Below are 18,724 nucleotides of genomic sequence, written 5' to 3'. Positions count from 1 at the left end.
ACCGAAGCTCTACATGAGGTTCAGGCGAGGGCGGGCTCGGACGTCTCGGAGAGGCGGTGCAGCTCGATGTCGAGCGTCTCGGTCTGGTGCTCGCGGGCGGCCTGGAGCTCGGCCTCGAGCTCGGCCACGCGGCGGCGCAGGCGGTTGACCTCGAGGGCGAGGAGCTGGTCGTTCGACGTACCGAGGTGTCCCATGAGGGCGCGTGCCATGACGGCGACCTTTCGCGAATCCCGTAGTGCCGGCCTCGTCGCCGTGCCGGGGTCTCCGACGGCGCGACGGGGCTGACGTGCCAGTTGTGAGGACGCTACGGGGGTGCGGCGACCACGCCGGCCCGGTCCGTCGGAACGGACCACCCATCGGCGCACAGCGCAGGGCGCATACCCGTGTTGTCAACTCATCATCCCCCGCGCGGGGGTGAGGGGTCAACCTGCGCCGGCTGAATGTGGGCGGCGTGAGGCACGACCTGTCTCGGGACGCCGTCGTCGGCGGCGGCCGGTCGCGTGCCAGGGTGGACGGTCGTGGACCGCTCCTCCCCCGTCTCCTCCCCCGTCTCGTCCGAGACCGCGACCGTCGCTCACCGACCGGGCCCGATCGGCGCGGTCCTGCGCGACCGGCTCGTCGTCGTGCTCGCCGTGTGCAGCGGCGCCACCGACGCCATCGGCTTCCTCGCCCTCGGCAGCGCGTTCACCAGCGTCATGACCGGCAACATGGTCCTGTTCGGGATGAGCGCGTCCGACGGGGACCTCGAGGGTGTGCTGCTCACGGCGGTGGCGATCGCGTCCTTCGGTCTGGGCGCCGCACTCGGCGCCCGCGTGGCGGGCAACCCCGATCCCGGCGACCCGGTCTGGCCGCACGCCGTCACCCGCGCCCTGACCGTCGAGTTCGGCCTCTTCGCGGCGTTCGCGATCGTCTGGTGGTCGCTGGCCGCGGATCCGCCGGAGGGCGCCTACCTGCCGCTGCTGGCGGTCAATGCCCTCGCGCTCGGCCTGCAGAGCAGCGCGATCCAGCGCTTCGGGGTGTCGGGGCTGTCGACGACCTACCTGACCGGCACGTTCACGACGGTGATGATCCGGCTGGTGTCGGGCAAGGGCGTCCGGGCCGTCGGGCACTCGGTGACGATCCTGCTCGGGCTGATCGCGGGAGCGGCGGCCGGTGCCGCACTGGTGCGGTGGGCGGCACCGGTCGTGCCGGCGATCCAGCTGGTGCCGGTCGGGTTGGTGCTGGCGGTTGTGACGCTCAGGAGGCGCGCGGCGGACGCTGGCAGCGCGGGCACCAGAAGCTCGACCGGTTCGTGAAGCTGGAGCGCCGGATCGGCGTGCCGCAGCGCGGGCACGGCCGTCCCTCCTGCCCGTAGGCCGACAGCGCGCGATCGAAGTACCCGCTCTGGCCGTTGACGTTGACGTAGAGGGCGTCGAACGACGTGCCGCCGGCACGGATGGCGTCGCGCAGCACCTCGCGCACGTGACCCAGCAGCTCGGTCACGACGCCCGACGGCAGCCGGGAGGCCGGACGCTCGCCGTGCACGCGGGCGCGCCAGAGGGACTCGTCCGCGTAGATGTTGCCGATGCCCGACACGAGGGTCTGGTCGAGCAGCGCCCGCTTGATCGCGCTGGTGCGGGTGCGCAGCCGCCGGCGGAACAGCGCCTCGTCGAAGGCGGGGTCGAGCGGGTCGCGGGCGATGTGGGCCAGCTGGCCCGGCACCGTCTCCCCCGGCACGTCGACGGTGGCGACGAGGCGGTCGACCAGCACGCCGCCGAAGGTGCGCTGGTCGACGAAGCGCAGCTCGGGTCCGCCGTCGGCGAAGCGGATGCGCACGTGCAGATGCTTCTCGTCCGGTGCGTCCGGCGGCTGCACCAGCAGCTGGCCCGACATGCCCAGGTGGCCGATGAGCGCCTCGTCGCGGGGCGTTCCGGAGGGGTCGGACAGCGGCAGCCAGAGGAACTTGCCGCGGCGCGCCACGGACGCGAACTGCGCCCCCCGCACCCGCGCGGCGAGGTCCTCGGCCCCGGGCAGATGCCGGCGGATCGAGCGCGGATGGGTGATCTCGACGCCGGCGACGACGCGGCCGGTGACCCAGCGCGCGAGGCCGTCGCGGACGGTCTCGACCTCGGGGAGTTCGGGCACGGCAGGGGGACGCGCTCAGGCGTCGGCGGGCGCGCTGTCGGTGCGGGCGTTGATGCTGCGCCACGCCGTCTCGGCGGCCAGCTGCTCGGCTTCCTTCTTGCTGCGGCCGCTCGAGGCGTCGAACAGCTCGCCCGCGACCTGCGCCCGGGCGGTGAAGATCTTCTCGTGGTCCGGGCCGTCCGAGCTCATGACGTACTCCGGCACACCCAGGCCGCGCTCGGCCGTGAGTTCCTGCAGGCTGGTCTTCCAGTCGAGCCCGGCCCCGGCGGCAGCGGCCGACTCGAGCAGACCGTCCATCAGGTCGTGGATGACCCTCGAGGCCACGTCGAGACCGAGGTCGACGTAGACGGCTCCGAACACCGCTTCCAGCGTGTCGGCGAGGATGCTGGTCTTGTCCCGTCCGCCGGTCGCTTCCTCGCCGCGGCCCAGCAACACGTAGGCGCCCAGGCCACCCTCGTCGCCGATGCCACGTGCCACCGAGGCGAGGGCGCGCATGTTCACGACCGACGCGCGCAGCTTCGCGAGCTTGCCCTCGGGCAGGTCGGGGTGCCCGCGGTAGAGCGCGTCGGTGACGACGATGCCGAGCACCGCGTCGCCGAGGAACTCGAGCCGTTCGTTGTGGGGCAGCCCGCCGTGCTCGTAGGCGTAGGAGCGGTGCGTGAGCGCGCGCTGCAGAAGCCCGGGGTCGATCTCGACCCCGAGCGCGCGGGCGAGCCCGCCGGCCTCGGCGGGCTGCGTGGCGGTCACGGGCTGCCTGTCACTGACGCGACGGTGCCCGTCAGACGGACAGCACCTGCTTGCCGGCGTACTGACCGCAGTTGGCGCACGCCGTGTGGGGCAGCTTCAGCTCGTTGCAGGCCCGGTTGGGGCAGCGGACGAGGGTCGTCGGCGTGGTCTTCCACTGCGAACGGCGCGAGCGGGTGTTGCTGCGCGACATCTTCCGCTTCGGGACGGCCATGTCTACTCCTGAGTGTCGGTGGTGCTGTCGGTGGTGCTGTCCTGCTCGAGGTGGCCGGCCAGGGCCGCCCACCTCGGGTCGATCTGATCGTGCGCGTGCCCGGCCGGCAGGTCGTCGAGCCGTTGCCCGCAGTCGGGGCACAGCCCGGCGCAGTCCGGCCGGCACAGCGGCGTCCACGGCAGCGCCAACACCACCGCGTCACGCACCACCGGCTCGACGTCGAGCAGATCGTCCGATCCGCCGACACCGACCCGGAAGACCTCGTCCTGCTCGGTGGTGGAGTCCGTCGCGCTGTCCGCGTAGGCGAACAACTCCTGGACGTCCACCTCGAGCTCCTGGGACACCGGGTCGAGGCACCGCGCGCACTGGCCGGTGAGCGGTGCGACGACGTACCCGGTGACGAGCACGCCCTCGGTGACCGACTCGAGCCGGAGCTCCAGGTCGAGCGGGGCGCCTTCCGGCACCCCGATGACGTCCAGGCCGAGCCCCGCAGGCGCGGGAACATCACGCCGGTACTCGCGCAGGGAACCGGGACGTCGGCCGAGTTCACGCAGGTCGAAGACGAACAGGCTGCGTGGACTCGCGGCGCGGGGCGCGGGAGCGTTCGGTGTGGTGTTCTCAGGCATGCGATGGTCGGCCCGATCGGGATGAGGCCGTCGTCCAGACTAGCCGACGACGGCCCGAGGCCCGAATCGCCTCAGGCGGACAGCGCCGCAGGGCCGTCGTCGGCGCCCGTGACGTCGTCGCCGCTGCGGCCGGACACGGCCCGGTCGTCCTCCGCGAAACTGCCCGCGCGGCGCTGGGCGAGGGCCGCTCGACCCTGCTCGGCGGTCTGTGCCGAGCGGTGCAGGACGGCCGAGAGCTCGTCCAGGGTGCGCTCGGCGTAGTCCTCGGCGTCGACGGTCAGCTTGGTGGCGTAGCGCTCGGCCTCGGTGCGGGCGCGGTGGGCATAGCGGTCGGCGTCGGCGCGGACCTTCGCGTCGTACTGGTGGGCGTCGGCCGTGACCTGCTGCTGGTAGCGCTCGGCGTCCTCGCGCAGCGCGGCGGCGGCCTGGGCGGCCGCCTGGTGCACGGTGGTGGACGCGACCAGTCGGCCGTGCTCCTCACGGGCGGCACGCAGCTGGTCCTCGGCCTCGCGCGCGGCCTGCTCGGTCAGCTGCTCGACGCGGATCGCGGCGTCGGCCAGGACGGCGTCGGCCTCGGTCACACCCTGGGCGCGGGTCGCGGCGGCGGCCTCGTAGGCCTCCTGCAGCATGCGGTCGCGGCGGGCGATGACGGTGCGTGCCTCGTCCATCTCGGGCGGCATCACCTCGCGCAGCTCGTCGAGCAGGTCGAGCAGGCGCTCGCGCGGCAGCACGCACGAGGACGACATCGGCAGCGCGCGAGCTGTCTCGACGATCTCGATCAGTTCGCTGAGCAGCAGGTCGGCTCGGCGCAGGGCCTCGTCGGTCATGGGACGCGCCCCCTTCTCACCGCGCCTACGCGGTGCCGCGGGCGCGCTCCTCCAGCCGTTTGAGAACGTTCGCGGGGACGAGCGACGAGACGTCGCCACCCCACTTCGCGATCTCCTTCACCAGGCTAGAGGCAAGGAAGCTGTATTCCGGGTTGGTCGGCATGAACAGCGTGTCGACCCCGGCGAGACCCCGGTTCATCTGCGCCATCTGCAGCTCGTAGTCGAAGTCGCTGACGGCGCGCAGGCCCTTCACGATCACCGGGATGTCGTGGTCGCGGCAGTAGTCGACGACCAGGCCCTCGAAGGTGTCGATCGTGACGTTGGGGAACTCGGTCGTCACCTCGGCGAGCATGTCGCGGCGCTCGTCGACGCCGAACAGGCCGGTCTTGCTCTGGTTGACGAACACCGCCACCACGACCTCGTCGTACAGGCTGGCGGTGCGGCCGATGATGTCGATGTGGCCGTTCGTCACCGGGTCGAACGAGCCGGGACACAGCGCGCGGCGGACCTTCGCGGTGCCGCCTTCCTCGGGGGGCTTCATCGGGCGCGACCGTACCAAAGCACGGCCTCCCCGTAGCGCTTCTGCGACAGCGGTGTGACGCAGTCGGGCCAGCGCGGTTCGGGGCCGCGCGCGGACCGTTCGACGACGATCACACCCCCTTCGGCGAGGAGCCGTCCGGCGGCCTGGAGGACGGCCGCGAGGGTCTCGTCGTCCAGCGCGTACGGGGGGTCGGCGAACACGAGATCGAACGGGCCGGACGCGTCGGCGAGCGCCGCGGCGACGGGGCGGTGCTCGACCCGGGCGCCGGTCAGGCCGACGGTCCCGACGTTGCGGCGCAGCACGGCGACGGCGCGCCGGTCGGACTCGACGAGCACCACCGAGGCGGCGCCGCGTGACAGCGCCTCGAGCCCCACCGCGCCGGTGCCGGCGTACAGGTCGAGGACGCGGGCGCCCTCCAGGTCGATGCGGCCGGCCAGCGTGTTGAACAGCCCTTCCCGCGCCCGGTCGGACGTCGGGCGCGTGCCGTCGTCGGGCACCTGCAGTCGCCGACCCTTCGCGAGGCCGGCGATGATCCGCGTCATGCCTTCTCGAGGTACTCGGCCTGCTCGTCGTCGAGCAGGGACGCGACCTGGGCGGCGAGCAGCGGGTGTCCGTCGAGTTCCGGGTCGGCGGCGACGAGGTCGCCGGCCTCGGTGCGCGCGGTGACGATGAGCTGCTCGTCGCGCAACAGCGAGAGCAGCTGCAGCCGGCGGCGGCGGCCCGACTGCGCGGCGCCGAGCACGTCACCCTCGTGACGCTGCTCGACGTCGAGGCGGGCGAGCTCGAACCCGTCCGTGGTGGCGGCGACGGCGTCCAGCCGCTCCCGCGCGGGGGTGCCGGGCGGCGCGTCGGTGACGAGCAGGCAGAGACCGGCGTGGCCGCCGCGTCCGACGCGGCCGCGCAGCTGGTGCAGCTGCGAGACGCCGAAGCGGTCGGCGTCGAGGACGGCCATGACGGTCGCGTTGGGCACGTCGACGCCGACCTCGATCACGGTGGTGGCGACGAGCACGTCGAGCTCGCCGTCGGCGAAGGCGCGCATGACGCGGTCCTTCTCGTCCGGGTGCAACCGGCCGTGCAGCACGCCGAGCCGCAGGCCGGCCAGCGGACCGTCCGCCAGCATCGGAGCGACGTCGGCGACGGCCAGGGGCGGACGGCGGCCGTCGTCCGCACCGCCGGCGGCGTCCTCGTCCGAGGCGTCCTCACCGATGCGCGGGCACACGATGTAGGCCTGCCGGCCGGCTGCGACCTCCTCGCGGATGCGCTGCCACGCCCGGTCGAGCCACGCCGGACGCTCCGTCGCCGGCACGACGCTCGTGGCGATCGGCGAACGTCCGCGCGGCAGCTCCGAGAGCGTCGACGTCTCGAGGTCGCCGAAGACGGTCATCGCGACGGTGCGCGGGATCGGCGTGGCCGTCATGACGAGCACGTGCGGCGGCGTGGCCGCCTTCTCCCGCAGCGCGTCGCGCTGCTCGACGCCGAAACGGTGCTGCTCGTCGACGACGACCAGCGCGAGGTCGGCGAACTGCACGTGCTGCTGGATGAGCGCGTGCGTGCCGACGACGATGCCGGCCGCGCCGCTCGCGGCGTCGAGCAGTGCCGTTTTGCGGGCCGCCGCCGGCAGCGAACCGGTGAGCAGCACCACCCGGGTCGCGGTGTCGGCGCCGCCGAGCTGACCGCCCCGGGCGAGCGGGCCGAGCATGCTCTCGATGGTGCGGGCGTGCTGCGAGGCCAGCACCTCGGTCGGCGCCAGCAGGGCGGCCTGTCCCCCGCTGTCGACCGCCTGCAGCATCGCCCGCAGCGCGACGATCGTCTTGCCCGAGCCGACCTCGCCCTGCAACAGCCGGTGCATCGGACGGGTGCCCGCCAGCTCGGCCGACAGCTGCAGCCCGACGTCGCGCTGCCCGGCCGTCAGCTCGAACGGCAGCTGCGCCTCGAACGCGTCGAGCAGCCCACCCGGACGGGGCGGACGGGGCGTGGCCGGGCGGGCCGCGGCGCGGTGCCGGCGCTGCGCGAGCGCCAGCTGCACGCCCAGCGCCTCGTCCCAGGCCAGCCGCTTCTTGGCCGCCGTCCAGTGGCCGTAGTCCTCGGGCTGGTGGATCGCGCGCAGGGCGGCGTCGAGCGACAGCAGCCCGCGGCGCTTGCGGACCTCGGCGTCCAGCGGGTCGGGCACGGGGTCGAGCACCCGCAGCGCGGCGTCGACCGCGTTGCCGATCTGCCACGTGCGGACGTTCTTCGTCGCCGGGTAGATCGGGATGAACGCCCCCGCGAAACGCCCCAGGTCGTCGGGATCGTCACTCTCGAGCAGCCGGTACTCCGGGTGCACGAGCTGCCGGGTGCGGTTGAACTGGCCGACGGTGCCCGCGAACAGCCCCCGGCGCCCCGGGGTCAGTGACTTCTTCGCGATGTGCCGGCCCCTGCCGAAGAACACCAGCTGCAGGCTGGCCTTGCCGTCGCTCACGATCACCTCGAGGCGGGCGCTGTTCTTCGTCCGCCCGAACTTCTCCTCGGCGCTGCGCACCTCGGCGACGACGGTGACCTCGTCGTCGACCTGCAGGGACGCGATGTCGGTGAGCTCGCCGCGCTCGGCCAGGCGACGCGGGTAGTGGCCGAGCAGGTCGCGGACCGTCCGCATGCCGAACGCCTTGTCGAGGGGCTTGGCGGTGCGGTCGCCGAGCACGATGTCGAGGCGGTCGTCGAGGCCGGGCATCACTCGGCCCCGATGATCAGCGGATGGTCGGGCTGCCCGCCGGCGTAGACGGTGACGTCGACCAGCGGGGCCCGGCCGCGGATGTGCGCCTCGACCAGCTCGCCCGCGCGGCGGTGGGCGCCCTCGCCCACGACGATCGTCATGAGCTCGGCCCCGACGCCGAGCAGCCGGTCGACCAGCACGAAGGCGACGGCGAGGGTGCCGCGGCCGATCTCGACGACCTCGCCGTCGATGAGCCCGAGCACGTCGCCGGGCAGGCAGCGTCCGACGCTCGTCAGCGCCTCCTGCTCGGCGGTGACGACCTCGGCGAACCGGGTCGCCGCGGCGGCCTCGGCCATCGCGACGACGTCGTCGTCGAACGGACGGTCGGCGTCGTGCACGGCGATGGCGGCCAGCCCCTGCACCGGCGAGCGGGTGGGCACGACCGCGACCCGCAGTCCCTCGCGCCGCGCGCCGGCGGCGGCCGCCTCGGCCACGCCCGTGGCCACGGACGCGTTCGGCAGCAGGACGATCTCGCGGGCGCGGGTGGCCCGGATGGCGGCGACCAGGTCGGCGGCGGACGGTGGTTCGTCGCCGGACCCGTCGAGGGTCTCGACCCCCTCGGTGCCGAACAGGTGCGCGAGACCGGCGCCGGGCACGACGGCGACGACGGCGGTGCCGCGGTGGGCGGCGCAGTCGGCGCCGGTGTCGCCGCCGAGGCCGACGACGGCGATGTCGTGCGGACGCCCCGCGGCGACCCCGGCCTCGATGGCTGCGCCGACGTCGTCGAGGTGCACGTGCACCTTCCACCCGGACGTGACGCCGGACCCGGGCGTGCCCGGGGTGTCGAGCGGGACGACGGCGACCGAGTCGCCGATCGCCGACAGCCGCGCCCGCAGCGGCTCGATGCGCTCGGACGGGGCCTGCAGGCGGTACTGCACCTCGTAGGCGTAACCGGACGGCGGGGCGGGCGCGACCGGCGCGGCGGGTGCCGACACCGGCCGCAGCGCCGACCCGGTGCCCGTGAGCGCCCGGACCAGCGCGTCGAGCAGCACGACGTAACCGCGCCCGCCGGCGTCGACGACACCGTGGGCGGCGAGGTCGGCCAGCTGGCCGGTGGTGTGGCCGAGCGCCGTCTCGGCGGCGGCACGGGCGGCCTCGGCGACGGCGACCACACCGTCGTCGGCGACCTCGGCGCCGGCGACCGCCGCGGCGCGGGCGACGGTGAGCACCGTCCCCTCGACCGGCGTGACGACGGCCGAGTGGGCGGCCGCCGCCCCGGCCCGCAGGCCGTCGGCGAGGGCGGGGCCGGACAGTTCCGCCCGCCCGCCGGCCGTGTCGGCGAGGCCGCGCAGCACCTGGGACACGATGAAACCGGAGTTGCCGACCGCGCCCCACGCCGCGCCGGAGGCCATCGCGGCCAGCGCGTCGGCCGCGGTGGCCCCGTCGCCGGTGGTGCGGGTGAGCTCGTCGTCGGCGGCGCGCAGGGTCTGCAGCAGGTTGCTGCCGGTGTCGGCGTCGGCCACCGGGAAGACGTTGAGCGCGTCGATCTCGCCGCGGTGCGCGGCCAGCCGTTCGAGGCCGATGCGGCTCCACCGCCGGACGGCCGCCGCGTCGAGGACGGGGTCCGGAGCGGACGGCGCGCCACCGTCCTGCAGCCCGTCCGAGACCTCCGACACGGCCGCACCATACTGGCCGCGGGCCCACCGGTTTGGAGGGGCCGTCGTGCAGCCGATAGACTCGCACGGTTGCCCGGAGGCGGCCGCGCCCAGCGCGGCGACGACCGCCGCCCGCACGGGCAGCATTCCGATCTGATCGACCGAGGAGTTCCTGTGGCCAGCACCTGCGACGTCTGCGGCAAGGGGCCGGGTTTCGGCATGTCGGTGTCCCACTCGCACCGCCGCACCCCGCGCCGGTGGAACCCGAACGTGCAGACCGTGCGTGCCCAGGTCGCCCCGGGCACCCGGCGCCGCATCAACGTGTGCACGTCCTGCCTGAAGGCCGGCAAGGTCACCCGCTGACCTGATCCGCCGCACCACCCGCACCACCGCACCGAGCCCGTCCCCGCCGGGGGCGGGCTCGTCGCACGTCAGGACACCTCGAGCGGCGCGAGGTCCTTGGCGAAGAACAGCGCCTCCCCGAAGTCCGCGTAGTGCCCGAACGGGGCGGACGGCGCATACCCCTCGACCTTGTAGAGCTCGATGGCGGCGTCCTGGTGCGGTCCGGTGTTCAGCACCAGCTCGTCGATGCCCGCCGCCCGCGCCGACGCCTCGACGGCGCGCAGCATCCGCCGTCCGATGCCCTGACGCTGCATCCCGGGCGAGGTGTACATGCGCTTGATCTCGGCCGTGCCCGCGTCCAGGCGTCGCCAGCCACCCATCGCGACCGGTTCGCCCTCGACCAGCGCCACGAGCAGCTCGCCGTTCGGCAGCACGAACTCGTCGTCGGTGACCACGGCCTCGTCCGGACCGCCGTACATCTCGACGTACACCGCCTGCACCTCGGCGACGAGGCGGACGACGTCCGCGTCGGTGTAGGGGCGGGGTTCGATCACGAGGTCCACCCCCTCACGGTAGGACGGCCTACCGGAAGTGCTCGTGGCCGCCCACCGGCCAGCGGCGGCCGTCGACCCGGACGCCCTCGCCCTCGGTGACCGTGCCGACGACGCGCCACGGGTCGGGCAGGTCGGTGCCCTTCGGGAAGGTGGCCGCGAGCGCGTAGTCGTCGCCGCCGGTCAGTACCCAGACCGCGGGGTCGACGTTGAGGGCCGCGCCCACCTCGGCGAGCCGGTTCGGGATGCCGACCGCCTCGGCCCGCACCTCGATGCGGACGCCGCTGGCGGACGCGATGTGGCCGAGGTCGGCCACGAGCCCGTCGCTGACGTCCGTCATGGCCGTCGCACCCATCGCCGCGGCCCGCGGGCCCTCGAAGTACGGCGGCTCCGGACGCCGGTGGGCGGCCACGACGGCGACGGGCGAGCGGAAGCCGCGGGCGAGCACCGCGTACCCGGCCGCGGCCCAGCCGAGCCGTCCGCACACCGCCACCAGGTCTCCGGGACGCGCCCCGGCCAGGGTGACCGGCTCGATGCCCCGCAGGTCACCGAGCGCGGTCAGCGCCAGGGTGACCTGGTCGGCGGCGGTGACGTCACCGCCGACGACGGCCGCCTCGACGGCCGCGCACTCGTCCCGCAGGCCGGTGACCACGCCGTCGACCCAGCTCAGCTCGAGCTCGCCCGGCGCGCCGAACGCCACCAGCAGCGCGGTCGGCACGGCACCCATGGCGGCGATGTCGCTGAAGGCGCGCGCCGCGGCCTTGTGGCCGACGTCCTCGGCGGCGGACCAGTCGCGGCGGAAGTGCCGGTTCTCGACGAGCATGTCGGTGGACGCGACCACGCGGCCGTCGGGCGTCGCCACCACCGCGGCGTCGTCACCGGGGCCGATCAGCGTCGAGGGCACGGTCTCGAGCCCCGCCACCACCCGGGCGATGACGCCGAACTCCCCGGCCTCGGAGACCGTCGTTGCGTCGCTGGGGGTGCTCATCGGATACGTTCTACCGGGCCGCGGGCCGCCCGCCGCGGGCGGCTCGCCGAGAACCCCGAGCCGTCCGTCGAGTATGAGGAGCCACAGCGTCGTGAGCGTCAGCGCGTACATCCTGATCCAGACCGAGGTCGGCAAGGCGGCGTCCGTCGCCAGCGCGATCTCCGAGCTCGCCGGGGTGACGACGTCCGAGGACGTCACCGGCCCCTACGACGTGATCGTGCGGGCCGAGGCCGAGACGGTCGACGAGCTGGGCAAACTGGTGGTGTCCAACGTGCAGTCGGTCGACGGCATCACGCGCACGCTGACCTGCCCGGTCGTCCGCCTGTAACTTCCGTCAGGAGCAGTTCCGATCGACCCCGTCGTCCGCCGCGCGGCGCTCATCGCCACCGCGGTCACCGTCCCGCTCGTCGTCATCGTCGCGCTCGTCATCGGCAGCGTGACCGGAGTCAGCGACCCCGATCCGAGCGAGACACCGGACGCCCGCGGGGCGCTGTCGTACTCCGCTCCCCCGCGGGCGGACGTCGACGCCGCGCCGTGCTCCAAGGTGCTCGCACAACTGCCGGTCACCCTCGACGGCAAGACGCCGCGCATCGTGCGCACCAAGCCCGACAGCCCCTTCGTCACCGCCTGGGGATCGCCGCCCGTGGTCTTCCGCTGCGGGGTCGCCCGGCCGGCCGCGCTGAAGGCCGGGTCGGACGAGGTGGCGCAGAACGCGGGCAGCCTGAAGGGCCCGTACTTCTTCGTCACCAGCAGCAAGGACGGCAACGTCTGGACGTCCATCGACCGGGCCGCCTACATCTCGGTGACGATCCCGACGCAATACCAGGGCGGCGACATCATGCCGCCGCTCGCGGCCGCCATCGCCAAGGCGCTGCCCGCGGTGTGCACGACCGACGCGACCACCCCGGACGTCGACAAGCTCTGCACCCGCCGCAAGTGAAGCCCTGTCCGGACGGCCGCGGGCGGTTCTAACATCGAACGATGCCGACCGGGGGCTCCGCGCAGCAGGTGCGGTTCTGCACCGCGCCCGACGGCGTACGCATCGCGTGGGCCCAGCACGGCTCCGGGCCGCCGCTGCTGGTGTCGACCTGCTGGCTGAGCCACCTGCAGCACGACTGGGACAGCCCGGTGTGGCGCCACTTCCTCACCGCCATCGGACGGATCGCCACGGTCGTCCGCTTCGACGAGCGCGGCCACGGGCTCTCGCAACGCGACGTGACCGCGCACGACCTCGAGGCACGTCTCGGCGACCTCGAGGCGGTGGCCGATGCCGCGGGCTTCGACCGGTTCGCGCTGATGGCCATGGCGCAGGGCGGGCCCGTCGCGATCACCTACGCGCACCGGCACCCCGAGCGCGTGACGCGGCTGGCGTTCTACGGCAGCTACGCCGATCCCCGCCGCGACGAGACCGAGCACGATCTCGAACTCGAGACCGCGTTCGAGACGCTGATCCGGGCCGGGTGGGCCCGTCCGGACTCGACGTTCCGGCGGGTGTTCACGTCGCAGTTCATCCCCACTGCCAGCGAGGAGCAGAAGAGCTGGCTCGACGACCTCATGCGCCACGCGACGTCCGCCGAGACCGCCGTCGTCGCGCGGCGGCAGCGCGCGGCGACCTCGGCCAGTGAGCTGCTCAGCGAGTTGGATGTTCCGACCCTCGTGCTGCACAGCCTGCGCGACCGGATGAACCACTTCGGTCACGCCACGCACCTCGCATCGGCCGTCCGCGGCGCGCGGCTCGTGCCGCTCGAAAGCGACAACCACATCGTGCTCGCGCACGAACCGGCGTGGCAGGTCTTCGTCGACGAGGTCGGACGGTTCCTCGACCCCGACCGCGTCGTGGTGCCGGAGCACCGCCGGTCCCTCGCGGACGTGCTCACCTCCCGCGAGCTGGACGTGCTCGGCCAGGCAGCGCAGGGGCACGACAACGACGAGATCGCGCGGGCGTTGAGCCTGAGCGTGCGCACGGTCGAGCGGCACCTGCAGAACGTGTACGCGAAGCTCGGCGTGCGCGGCGGCACGGCCCGCACCGCCGCCGTCGCCCGGTTGCTCACCGGCGCGGACGCCGTCGCCCGCTGACCTGCGTACCCGCCGCCGCCCCGGTGTCCGCGGCGGGCGCGATCTACGCGTGCGCACCGACGCGCGACGGGGTCGATCGTTCCTAGCGTCCTCGTCGACAGCCAGTCGACCCACGGAGGACCAGATGAGCATCACCGAACCCACCGCAGACCTGCCCGACACCGCGCTCGACGAGATCAAGACCAAGCACCGCGCGGTCTGGTCGCTCGGCGACTACGACGCCGTCGCGGCCGAGGTGATCCCCGCCCTGGGCCGGCGGCTCGCCGACGCCGCGGGGGCGGGGGCCGGCCGCACCGTCCTCGACGTCGCCGCCGGCTCCGGCAACGCCGCCCTGCCCGCCGCCCGCGCGGGGGCCGAGGTGACGGCGTCGGACCTCACCCCGCCCCTGCTCGCGATCGGGCGCGAGCGTGCCGAGGCCGAGGGCCTGTCGCTGACCTGGCGCGTCGCCGACGCCGAGCACCTGCCGTTCGCGGACGCGTCGTTCGACGTCGTCATGTCGTGCGTCGGCGTCATGTTCGCGCCCTTCCACCAGCCGGTGGCGGACGAGCTGCTGCGGGTCTGCCGTCCGGGCGGGACGCTCGCACTCGCCAACTGGACGCCGGGGGGCTTCATCGGACGGCTGTTCGCGACGATGAAGCCGTTCGTGCCCGCCCCGCCGCCCGGGGCGACGCCGGGTCCGCTGTGGGGCGACGAGCAGCACGTGCGCGGCCTGCTCGGCGACCGCGTCACCGACCTCGACACCCGCCGCGAGACGCTGCGCATCGACCGGTTCACGTCCGCCGAGCAGTTCGTGACGTTCTTCCGTGAGTGCTACGGGCCGACCATCGCGGCGTTCCGCGGCCTGGCGGACGATCCGGAGCGCCGCGCGGAACTGTCCACCGCGATGCTGGAGCTCGCGCGCGAGCACGGCGCGGACGACGGCCCGATGCAGTGGGAGTACCTGTTGGTCACGGCGCGCCGCGCCTGATCAACCGCAGCCGCCGCCGTCCCGGGTCACGACTCGAGGCGGCGGCGCGCGGCGTTGTCGACCGCGGCGGTGAAGGCGCCCACCAGCCCCTGCAACGCCAGCGGACGCATGCGTTCGAGCATCGCCAGCACGTGCTCGTTGTCGATCTCGCCGCGCTGGTAGGGACCCCAGATGGCCCGGGCGAAGATCTCGGTGAGCCCCTCGGCCACCTCGGTCGCGTGCTTCTCGATGAGCGCGGCGGAGTCGGTGAGCACGTCGTGCGGCACCGGCAGGGCCAGCAGTTCGACAGCGTGCCCGAGCAGCGCCGGCGAGGCCCGGTAGGTGTCGTCGTCGAGGCGGACCAGCGCCTGCACCGAGGCGAGGAAGTCGAGCTGCTGCTGGTCCAGCGGCCGTCCGACCCGGCGCTCGAGGGTGGCCCGGTCGAGCACCTCGGTCTGGTCGGGCAGCCACGGCGCGAGAACCGCCGCCTGCAGCGCGTACTCCGCCGGGGCGGCGTCGTGCGGGATGCGCTGCAGCACCCGCTCGATGGCGGCCAGCGTGTACCCGTGCTCCTGCAAGGTGCGGATGAGGTCGAGACGCATGCGGTGCCGCGCGTCGTAGTAGGCGATACGGCCGCGGCGCTCGGGAGCCGGCAGCAACCCCTCGCTTGCGTAGAAGCGCACCGTGCGTACGGTCAGGCCCGTGCGAGCCGCGAGCTCGTCGACCGTGAGCGCACCGGCAGCACCGACGGCACCGTCCGCCTCGGACGCGACGTCGGCGCTCATGAGCGAGGACTGTAGACGCACGGGTTCTCCACACCACAATCACTGGCACTCGGGGACTGTGACAGTAAGACTGGCATGATTCCCTCGGCGCTCCATCCCCTCACGTATCTGGAAGGACGACAGCGGTCATGACCGAAGCATTCGTCTTCGACGCGTTGCGCACGCCGCGCGGACGCGGCAAGAACACCGGATCCCTGCACGGCACCAAGCCGGTCTCACTGGTCGTGGGCCTGCTCGACGAGGTGCGCAAGCGCAACCCCGGCCTCGACCCCCAGGCGGTGGAGGACATCATCCTGGGCTGCGTCTCCCCCGTGGGTGAGCAGGGCTCCGACATCGCCCGCACCGCTGCGCTCGTCGCGGGCTACGAGAACTCGGGCCCCGGCTTCCAGCTCAACCGCTTCTGCGCGTCCGGCCTCGAGGCCGTGAACGTCGCCGCCCAGAAGGTCCGCTCCGGGTGGGAGGACCTCATCCTCGCCGGCGGCGTCGAGTCGATGTCGCGCGTGCCGATGGCCTCCGACGGCGGCGCCTGGGCGCAGGACCCCGAGACCGCGTACGACACCAGCTTCGTGCCCCAGGGCATCAGCGCCGACCTGATCGCCACCATCGAGGGCTTCAGCCGCACCGACGTCGACACCTACGCCGCCGAGTCGCAGGACCGCGCCGCGAAGGCGATCGCGAACGGCAAGTTCGACAAGTCGATCGTCCCGGTCGTCGACATCAACGGCCAGGTCGTGCTCGACCACGACGAGTTCCCGCGGGCGGGCACCACGGTCGAGTCGCTCGGCAGCCTCAAGCCCTCGTTCGCCGGGCTCGCCGAGATGGGCGGCTTCGACGCCGTGGCGCTGCAGAAGTACCACTGGGTCGAGAAGCTCAACCACGTGCACACGCCGGGCAACAGCTCGGGCATCGTCGACGGCGCCGGCCTGGTCGTCGTCGGCTCCGAGAAGGGCGGCGAGGCCAACGGCCTCACCCCGCGGGCGCGCATCGTGTCGGTCGGCGTCGTCGGCTCCGAGCCCACGATCATGCTGACCGGCCCGACGCCGGCCGCGCAGAAGGCGCTGGCCAAGGCGGGCCTCACGGTCGACGACATCGACCTGTGGGAGCTCAACGAGGCGTTCGCCGCCGTCGTCATGAAGTTCATGAAGGACCTGAACGTGCCGCACGAGAAGATGAACGTGAACGGCGGCGCGATCGCCCTCGGCCACCCGCTCGGCGCGACCGGCGCGATGATCCTCGGCACGCTCGTCGACGAGCTCGAGGAGCGCGACCTGCGCTACGGCCTGGCCACCCTGTGCATCGGCGGCGGTATGGGCGTCGCCACGATCGTGGAGCGTGTCAAGTAATGGCGGACGTCATCAAGTACGAGAAGGACGACGAGGGCATCGTCACCCTCACCCTCGACGACCCGAACGCGCGGGCGAACACGATGAACGACGCGTTCCGCGCGTCGCTGTCCGAGGTCGTCGACCGGCTGGAGAAGGAGGAGGGCCTGACCGGCGTCATCGTGACGTCCGCCAAGGACACCTTCTTCGCCGGCGGTGACCTGAAGACGCTCATCCAGGTCACCGACGAGAACGCGGCCGAGTTCGCCGCGGGCGTCGAGCGCATCAAGGCCGACTTCCGCCGCTTCGAGAAGCTCGGCAAGCCGACCGTCGCCGCGCTGAACGGCGCCGCGCTCGGCGGCGGTCTCGAGATCGCGCTCGCCTGCAACCGGCGCATCGCGCTCGACAACCCGAAGGCGCAGTTCGGCCTGCCCGAGGTCACCCTCGGCCTGCTGCCGGGCGCCGGCGGCGTCACCCGCGTCGTCCGCCTGCTCGGCGTCTTCGACGGCCTGATGAAGGTGCTCGTCCAGGGCACCCGCTACAAGGTCGCGCAGGCCCTCGAGGTCGGCCTCGTCGACGAGATCGCCGCGTCCCCCGAGGAGCTGCTGGCGAAGGCCCGCGAGTGGATCAAGGCCAACCCCGAGACCACGCAGCCGTGGGACGCCAAGGGTTACCGCATGCCCGGCGGCGCGCCCACGAGCCCGAAGCTGGGCGGCATGCTGCCGGCCATCCCGGGCAACCTGAAGAAGCAGCTCAAGGGCGCCCCGATGCCGGCCCCGCACCACATCGCGTGCGCCGCCGTCGAGGGTGCGACCGTCGACTTCGACACCGCGCTGAAGATCGAGGGCCGCTACTTCGTGAACCTCGCCAAGGGCCAGGTCGCGAAGAACATGATCCAGGCGTTCTGGTTCGACCTGAACTCGATCAACGGCGGCGGGTCGCGTCCGGACGGGTTCGAGAAGCGCCTGCCCACCAAGGTGGCCGTGCTCGGCGCGGGCATGATGGGCGCCGGCATCGCCTACGTCACCGCCCGCAACGGCGTCCCGGTCGTGCTCAAGGACATCTCGCTCGAGGCGGCCGAGAAGGGCAAGGGCTACTCGCAGAAGCTGCTCGACAAGGCCGTCTCCCGCGGCAAGATGGCGCAGGAGAAGGCCGACGAGGTGCTGGCGCGCATCACGCCGTCCGCCGACTACGCCGATCTCGCCGGCTGCGACCTCGTCGTCGAGGCCGTGTTCGAGAAGGTCTCGCTCAAGCACGAGGTCTTCGCCGAGGTCGAGAAGGTCGTCGACGCCGACGCCCTGCTCGGGTCGAACACCTCGACGCTGCCCATCACCGGGCTCGCCGAGGGCGTGCAGCGCAAGCAGGACTTCATCGGCCTGCACTTCTTCTCGCCGGTCGACAAGATGCCACTGCTGGAGATCATCCGCGGCGAGCAGACGTCCGACGAGGCGCTGGCCCGCGCGCTCGACTACTCGCAGCTGATCAAGAAGACCCCGATCGTCGTCAACGACAGTCGCGGCTTCTTCACCTCGCGGGTCATCGGCACCTTCGTGAACGAGGCGCTGGCGATGCTCGGCGAGGGGGTGCACCCGCAGTCGATCGAGCAGGCGACCACGCAGGCCGGGTACCCGGTCGGCGCGCTGCAGCTGGCCGACGAGCTCAACCTCGAGCTGTTCCTCAAGATCCGCAACGAGACCCGTGAGGCGATGGGTGACGGCTACGTCCGCCACCCCGCCGAGGACATCGTCGAGAAGATGGTCGAGCTCGGCCGTCCGGGCCGCCTCAAGGGCGCCGGCTTCTTCGACTACGACGAGAACGGCAAGCGGACGGGTCTCTGGCCGGGTCTGGCCGAGCACTTCCCGGTGAAGGGCAACCCGGCCGACGTCGACATCCACGAGCTGGGCGAGCGCATGCTCGTGATCGAGGCGATCGAGACGGCGCGCTGCGTCGACGAGGGCGTGCTCATCACGACGGCCGACGCCAACATCGGCTCGATCATGGGCATCGGGTTCCCGCCGTGGACCGGTGGCGTGCTGCAGTACATCAACGGTTACGAGGGCTCGACCGGACACGGCGTCGCCGCCTTCGTCCAGCGGGCCGAGCAGTTGACCAAGCAGTTCGGTGAGCGCTTCGAGCCGAACCAGCTGCTGCGCGACAAGGCCGACAAGGGCGAGACCTTCTAGTCCGGCCCCAGCCCACGTTGAGTGGCGCGGTTTCCGCGTCAGTGGCGCGATATTTCGCGCCACTGACGCGGTTCCGCGCCACTCGACTCGTTTCAGGAGAAGGTGAGTGAG

The 18,724-nt window shown here is 73.0% G+C and carries 21 protein-coding genes; 8 read left to right on the top strand and 13 right to left on the bottom strand.

Features of this window, described 5'->3' with window-relative positions:
* Positions 1–20 precede the first annotated feature (20 nt).
* On the bottom strand, positions 21–209 hold the full coding sequence (locus ACYVP9_RS13355; RefSeq protein WP_460605363.1) for a hypothetical protein: 189 nt from the start codon (positions 207–209) through the stop codon (positions 21–23).
* Between the two features lie 309 nt (positions 210–518).
* Here ACYVP9_RS13355 and ACYVP9_RS13350 point away from each other — a divergent pair, with 309 nt between their 5' ends.
* Entirely contained in the window at positions 519–1,295 is a 777-nt protein-coding gene (locus ACYVP9_RS13350; protein ID WP_460605362.1) for a YoaK family protein, read from the top strand.
* Here the strand turns inward: ACYVP9_RS13350 and mutM are convergent.
* The 9 genes from mutM to ACYVP9_RS13305 form a co-directional block, all read right to left on the bottom strand.
* Positions 1,237–2,124, bottom strand: a complete 888-nt coding sequence (mutM, locus tag ACYVP9_RS13345) for an Fpg/Nei family DNA glycosylase (RefSeq protein ID WP_460605361.1) — start codon at positions 2,122–2,124, stop codon at positions 1,237–1,239. The two genes, ACYVP9_RS13350 and mutM, sit on opposite strands and share 59 nt — an antisense overlap.
* 15 nt (positions 2,125–2,139) lie before the next feature.
* Entirely contained in the window at positions 2,140–2,871 is a 732-nt protein-coding gene (rnc, locus tag ACYVP9_RS13340) for a ribonuclease III family protein (RefSeq protein ID WP_460605360.1), read from the bottom strand.
* A 31-nt stretch (positions 2,872–2,902) separates the two neighbouring features.
* Entirely contained in the window at positions 2,903–3,082 is a 180-nt protein-coding gene (gene rpmF / locus ACYVP9_RS13335; protein WP_460605359.1) for a large ribosomal subunit protein bL32, read from the bottom strand.
* Positions 3,083–3,084: 2 nt separating this feature from the next.
* On the bottom strand, positions 3,085–3,708 hold the full coding sequence (locus ACYVP9_RS13330; protein ID WP_460605358.1) for a YceD family protein: 624 nt from the start codon (positions 3,706–3,708) through the stop codon (positions 3,085–3,087).
* A gap of 71 nt (positions 3,709–3,779) precedes the next feature.
* Positions 3,780–4,535 (bottom strand): hypothetical protein, encoded by a 756-nt coding sequence (locus tag ACYVP9_RS13325; RefSeq protein ID WP_460605357.1) that lies wholly within the window; start codon positions 4,533–4,535, stop codon positions 3,780–3,782.
* Positions 4,536–4,560: 25 nt separating this feature from the next.
* Positions 4,561–5,076 carry a pantetheine-phosphate adenylyltransferase gene (gene coaD / locus ACYVP9_RS13320; protein WP_460605355.1) on the bottom strand — a complete coding sequence of 172 codons (516 nt, stop codon included), beginning with the start codon at positions 5,074–5,076 and terminating at the stop codon, positions 4,561–4,563.
* A complete protein-coding gene (gene rsmD / locus ACYVP9_RS13315; RefSeq protein ID WP_460605354.1) occupies positions 5,073–5,618 on the bottom strand; it encodes an RsmD family RNA methyltransferase in 546 nt (181 codons plus the stop codon). The genes coaD and rsmD overlap by 4 nt, the downstream gene beginning before the upstream one ends.
* Complete coding sequence (recG, locus tag ACYVP9_RS13310; protein ID WP_460605353.1) at positions 5,615–7,783, bottom strand: ATP-dependent DNA helicase RecG; 2,169 nt, start codon at positions 7,781–7,783, stop codon at positions 5,615–5,617. The genes rsmD and recG overlap by 4 nt, the downstream gene beginning before the upstream one ends.
* Positions 7,783–9,441 (bottom strand): DAK2 domain-containing protein, encoded by a 1,659-nt coding sequence (locus tag ACYVP9_RS13305; RefSeq protein ID WP_460605352.1) that lies wholly within the window; start codon positions 9,439–9,441, stop codon positions 7,783–7,785. The genes recG and ACYVP9_RS13305 overlap by 1 nt, the downstream gene beginning before the upstream one ends.
* Positions 9,442–9,594: 153 nt before the next feature.
* Between ACYVP9_RS13305 and rpmB the strand changes: the two genes are divergently transcribed.
* Entirely contained in the window at positions 9,595–9,783 is a 189-nt protein-coding gene (gene rpmB, locus ACYVP9_RS13300; protein WP_460605351.1) for a large ribosomal subunit protein bL28, read from the top strand.
* A 68-nt stretch (positions 9,784–9,851) separates the two neighbouring features.
* Here rpmB and ACYVP9_RS13295 read toward each other — a convergent pair whose 3' ends face one another.
* Positions 9,852–10,325, bottom strand: a complete 474-nt coding sequence (locus ACYVP9_RS13295) for a GNAT family N-acetyltransferase (RefSeq protein ID WP_460605350.1) — start codon at positions 10,323–10,325, stop codon at positions 9,852–9,854.
* Between the two features lie 19 nt (positions 10,326–10,344).
* Positions 10,345–11,301, bottom strand: a complete 957-nt coding sequence (locus ACYVP9_RS13290; protein ID WP_460605349.1) for a thiamine-phosphate kinase — start codon at positions 11,299–11,301, stop codon at positions 10,345–10,347.
* A 73-nt stretch (positions 11,302–11,374) separates the two neighbouring features.
* Between ACYVP9_RS13290 and ACYVP9_RS13285 the strand changes: the two genes are divergently transcribed.
* From ACYVP9_RS13285 to ACYVP9_RS13270, 4 genes are all read left to right on the top strand, one after another.
* On the top strand, positions 11,375–11,629 hold the full coding sequence (locus tag ACYVP9_RS13285) for an Lrp/AsnC ligand binding domain-containing protein (protein ID WP_460605348.1): 255 nt from the start codon (positions 11,375–11,377) through the stop codon (positions 11,627–11,629).
* Positions 11,630–11,650: 21 nt separating this feature from the next.
* The gene (locus tag ACYVP9_RS13280) at positions 11,651–12,241 is read left to right on the top strand and encodes a DUF3515 family protein (protein ID WP_460605532.1); all 591 of its coding nucleotides are present in this window, start codon (positions 11,651–11,653) and stop codon (positions 12,239–12,241) included.
* A 41-nt stretch (positions 12,242–12,282) separates the two neighbouring features.
* Positions 12,283–13,377: an alpha/beta fold hydrolase gene (locus ACYVP9_RS13275; RefSeq protein ID WP_460605347.1), complete on the top strand. Its 1,095-nt coding sequence runs from the start codon at positions 12,283–12,285 to the stop codon at positions 13,375–13,377.
* 124 nt (positions 13,378–13,501) lie between these two features.
* Entirely contained in the window at positions 13,502–14,344 is an 843-nt protein-coding gene (locus tag ACYVP9_RS13270; RefSeq protein WP_460605346.1) for a class I SAM-dependent methyltransferase, read from the top strand.
* Between the two features lie 26 nt (positions 14,345–14,370).
* Here ACYVP9_RS13270 and ACYVP9_RS13265 read toward each other — a convergent pair whose 3' ends face one another.
* The gene (locus ACYVP9_RS13265; protein ID WP_460605345.1) at positions 14,371–15,108 is read right to left on the bottom strand and encodes a MerR family transcriptional regulator; all 738 of its coding nucleotides are present in this window, start codon (positions 15,106–15,108) and stop codon (positions 14,371–14,373) included.
* Positions 15,109–15,236: 128 nt separating this feature from the next.
* Between ACYVP9_RS13265 and ACYVP9_RS13260 the strand changes: the two genes are divergently transcribed.
* Together ACYVP9_RS13260 and ACYVP9_RS13255 are read left to right on the top strand one after the other, a co-directional pair.
* Positions 15,237–16,451, top strand: coding sequence for an acetyl-CoA acetyltransferase (locus ACYVP9_RS13260; protein ID WP_460605344.1), 1,215 nt, complete (start codon positions 15,237–15,239; stop codon positions 16,449–16,451).
* The gene (locus ACYVP9_RS13255) at positions 16,451–18,613 is read left to right on the top strand and encodes a fatty acid oxidation complex subunit alpha FadB (RefSeq protein ID WP_460605343.1); all 2,163 of its coding nucleotides are present in this window, start codon (positions 16,451–16,453) and stop codon (positions 18,611–18,613) included. The genes ACYVP9_RS13260 and ACYVP9_RS13255 overlap by 1 nt, the downstream gene beginning before the upstream one ends.
* Positions 18,614–18,724 lie beyond the last annotated feature (111 nt).

The sequence above is a fragment of the Jatrophihabitans fulvus genome (assembly GCF_054781375.1).
Note: the sequence above shows the minus strand (reverse complement) of the source record. Positions and strands in the feature narration are given on the sequence as shown.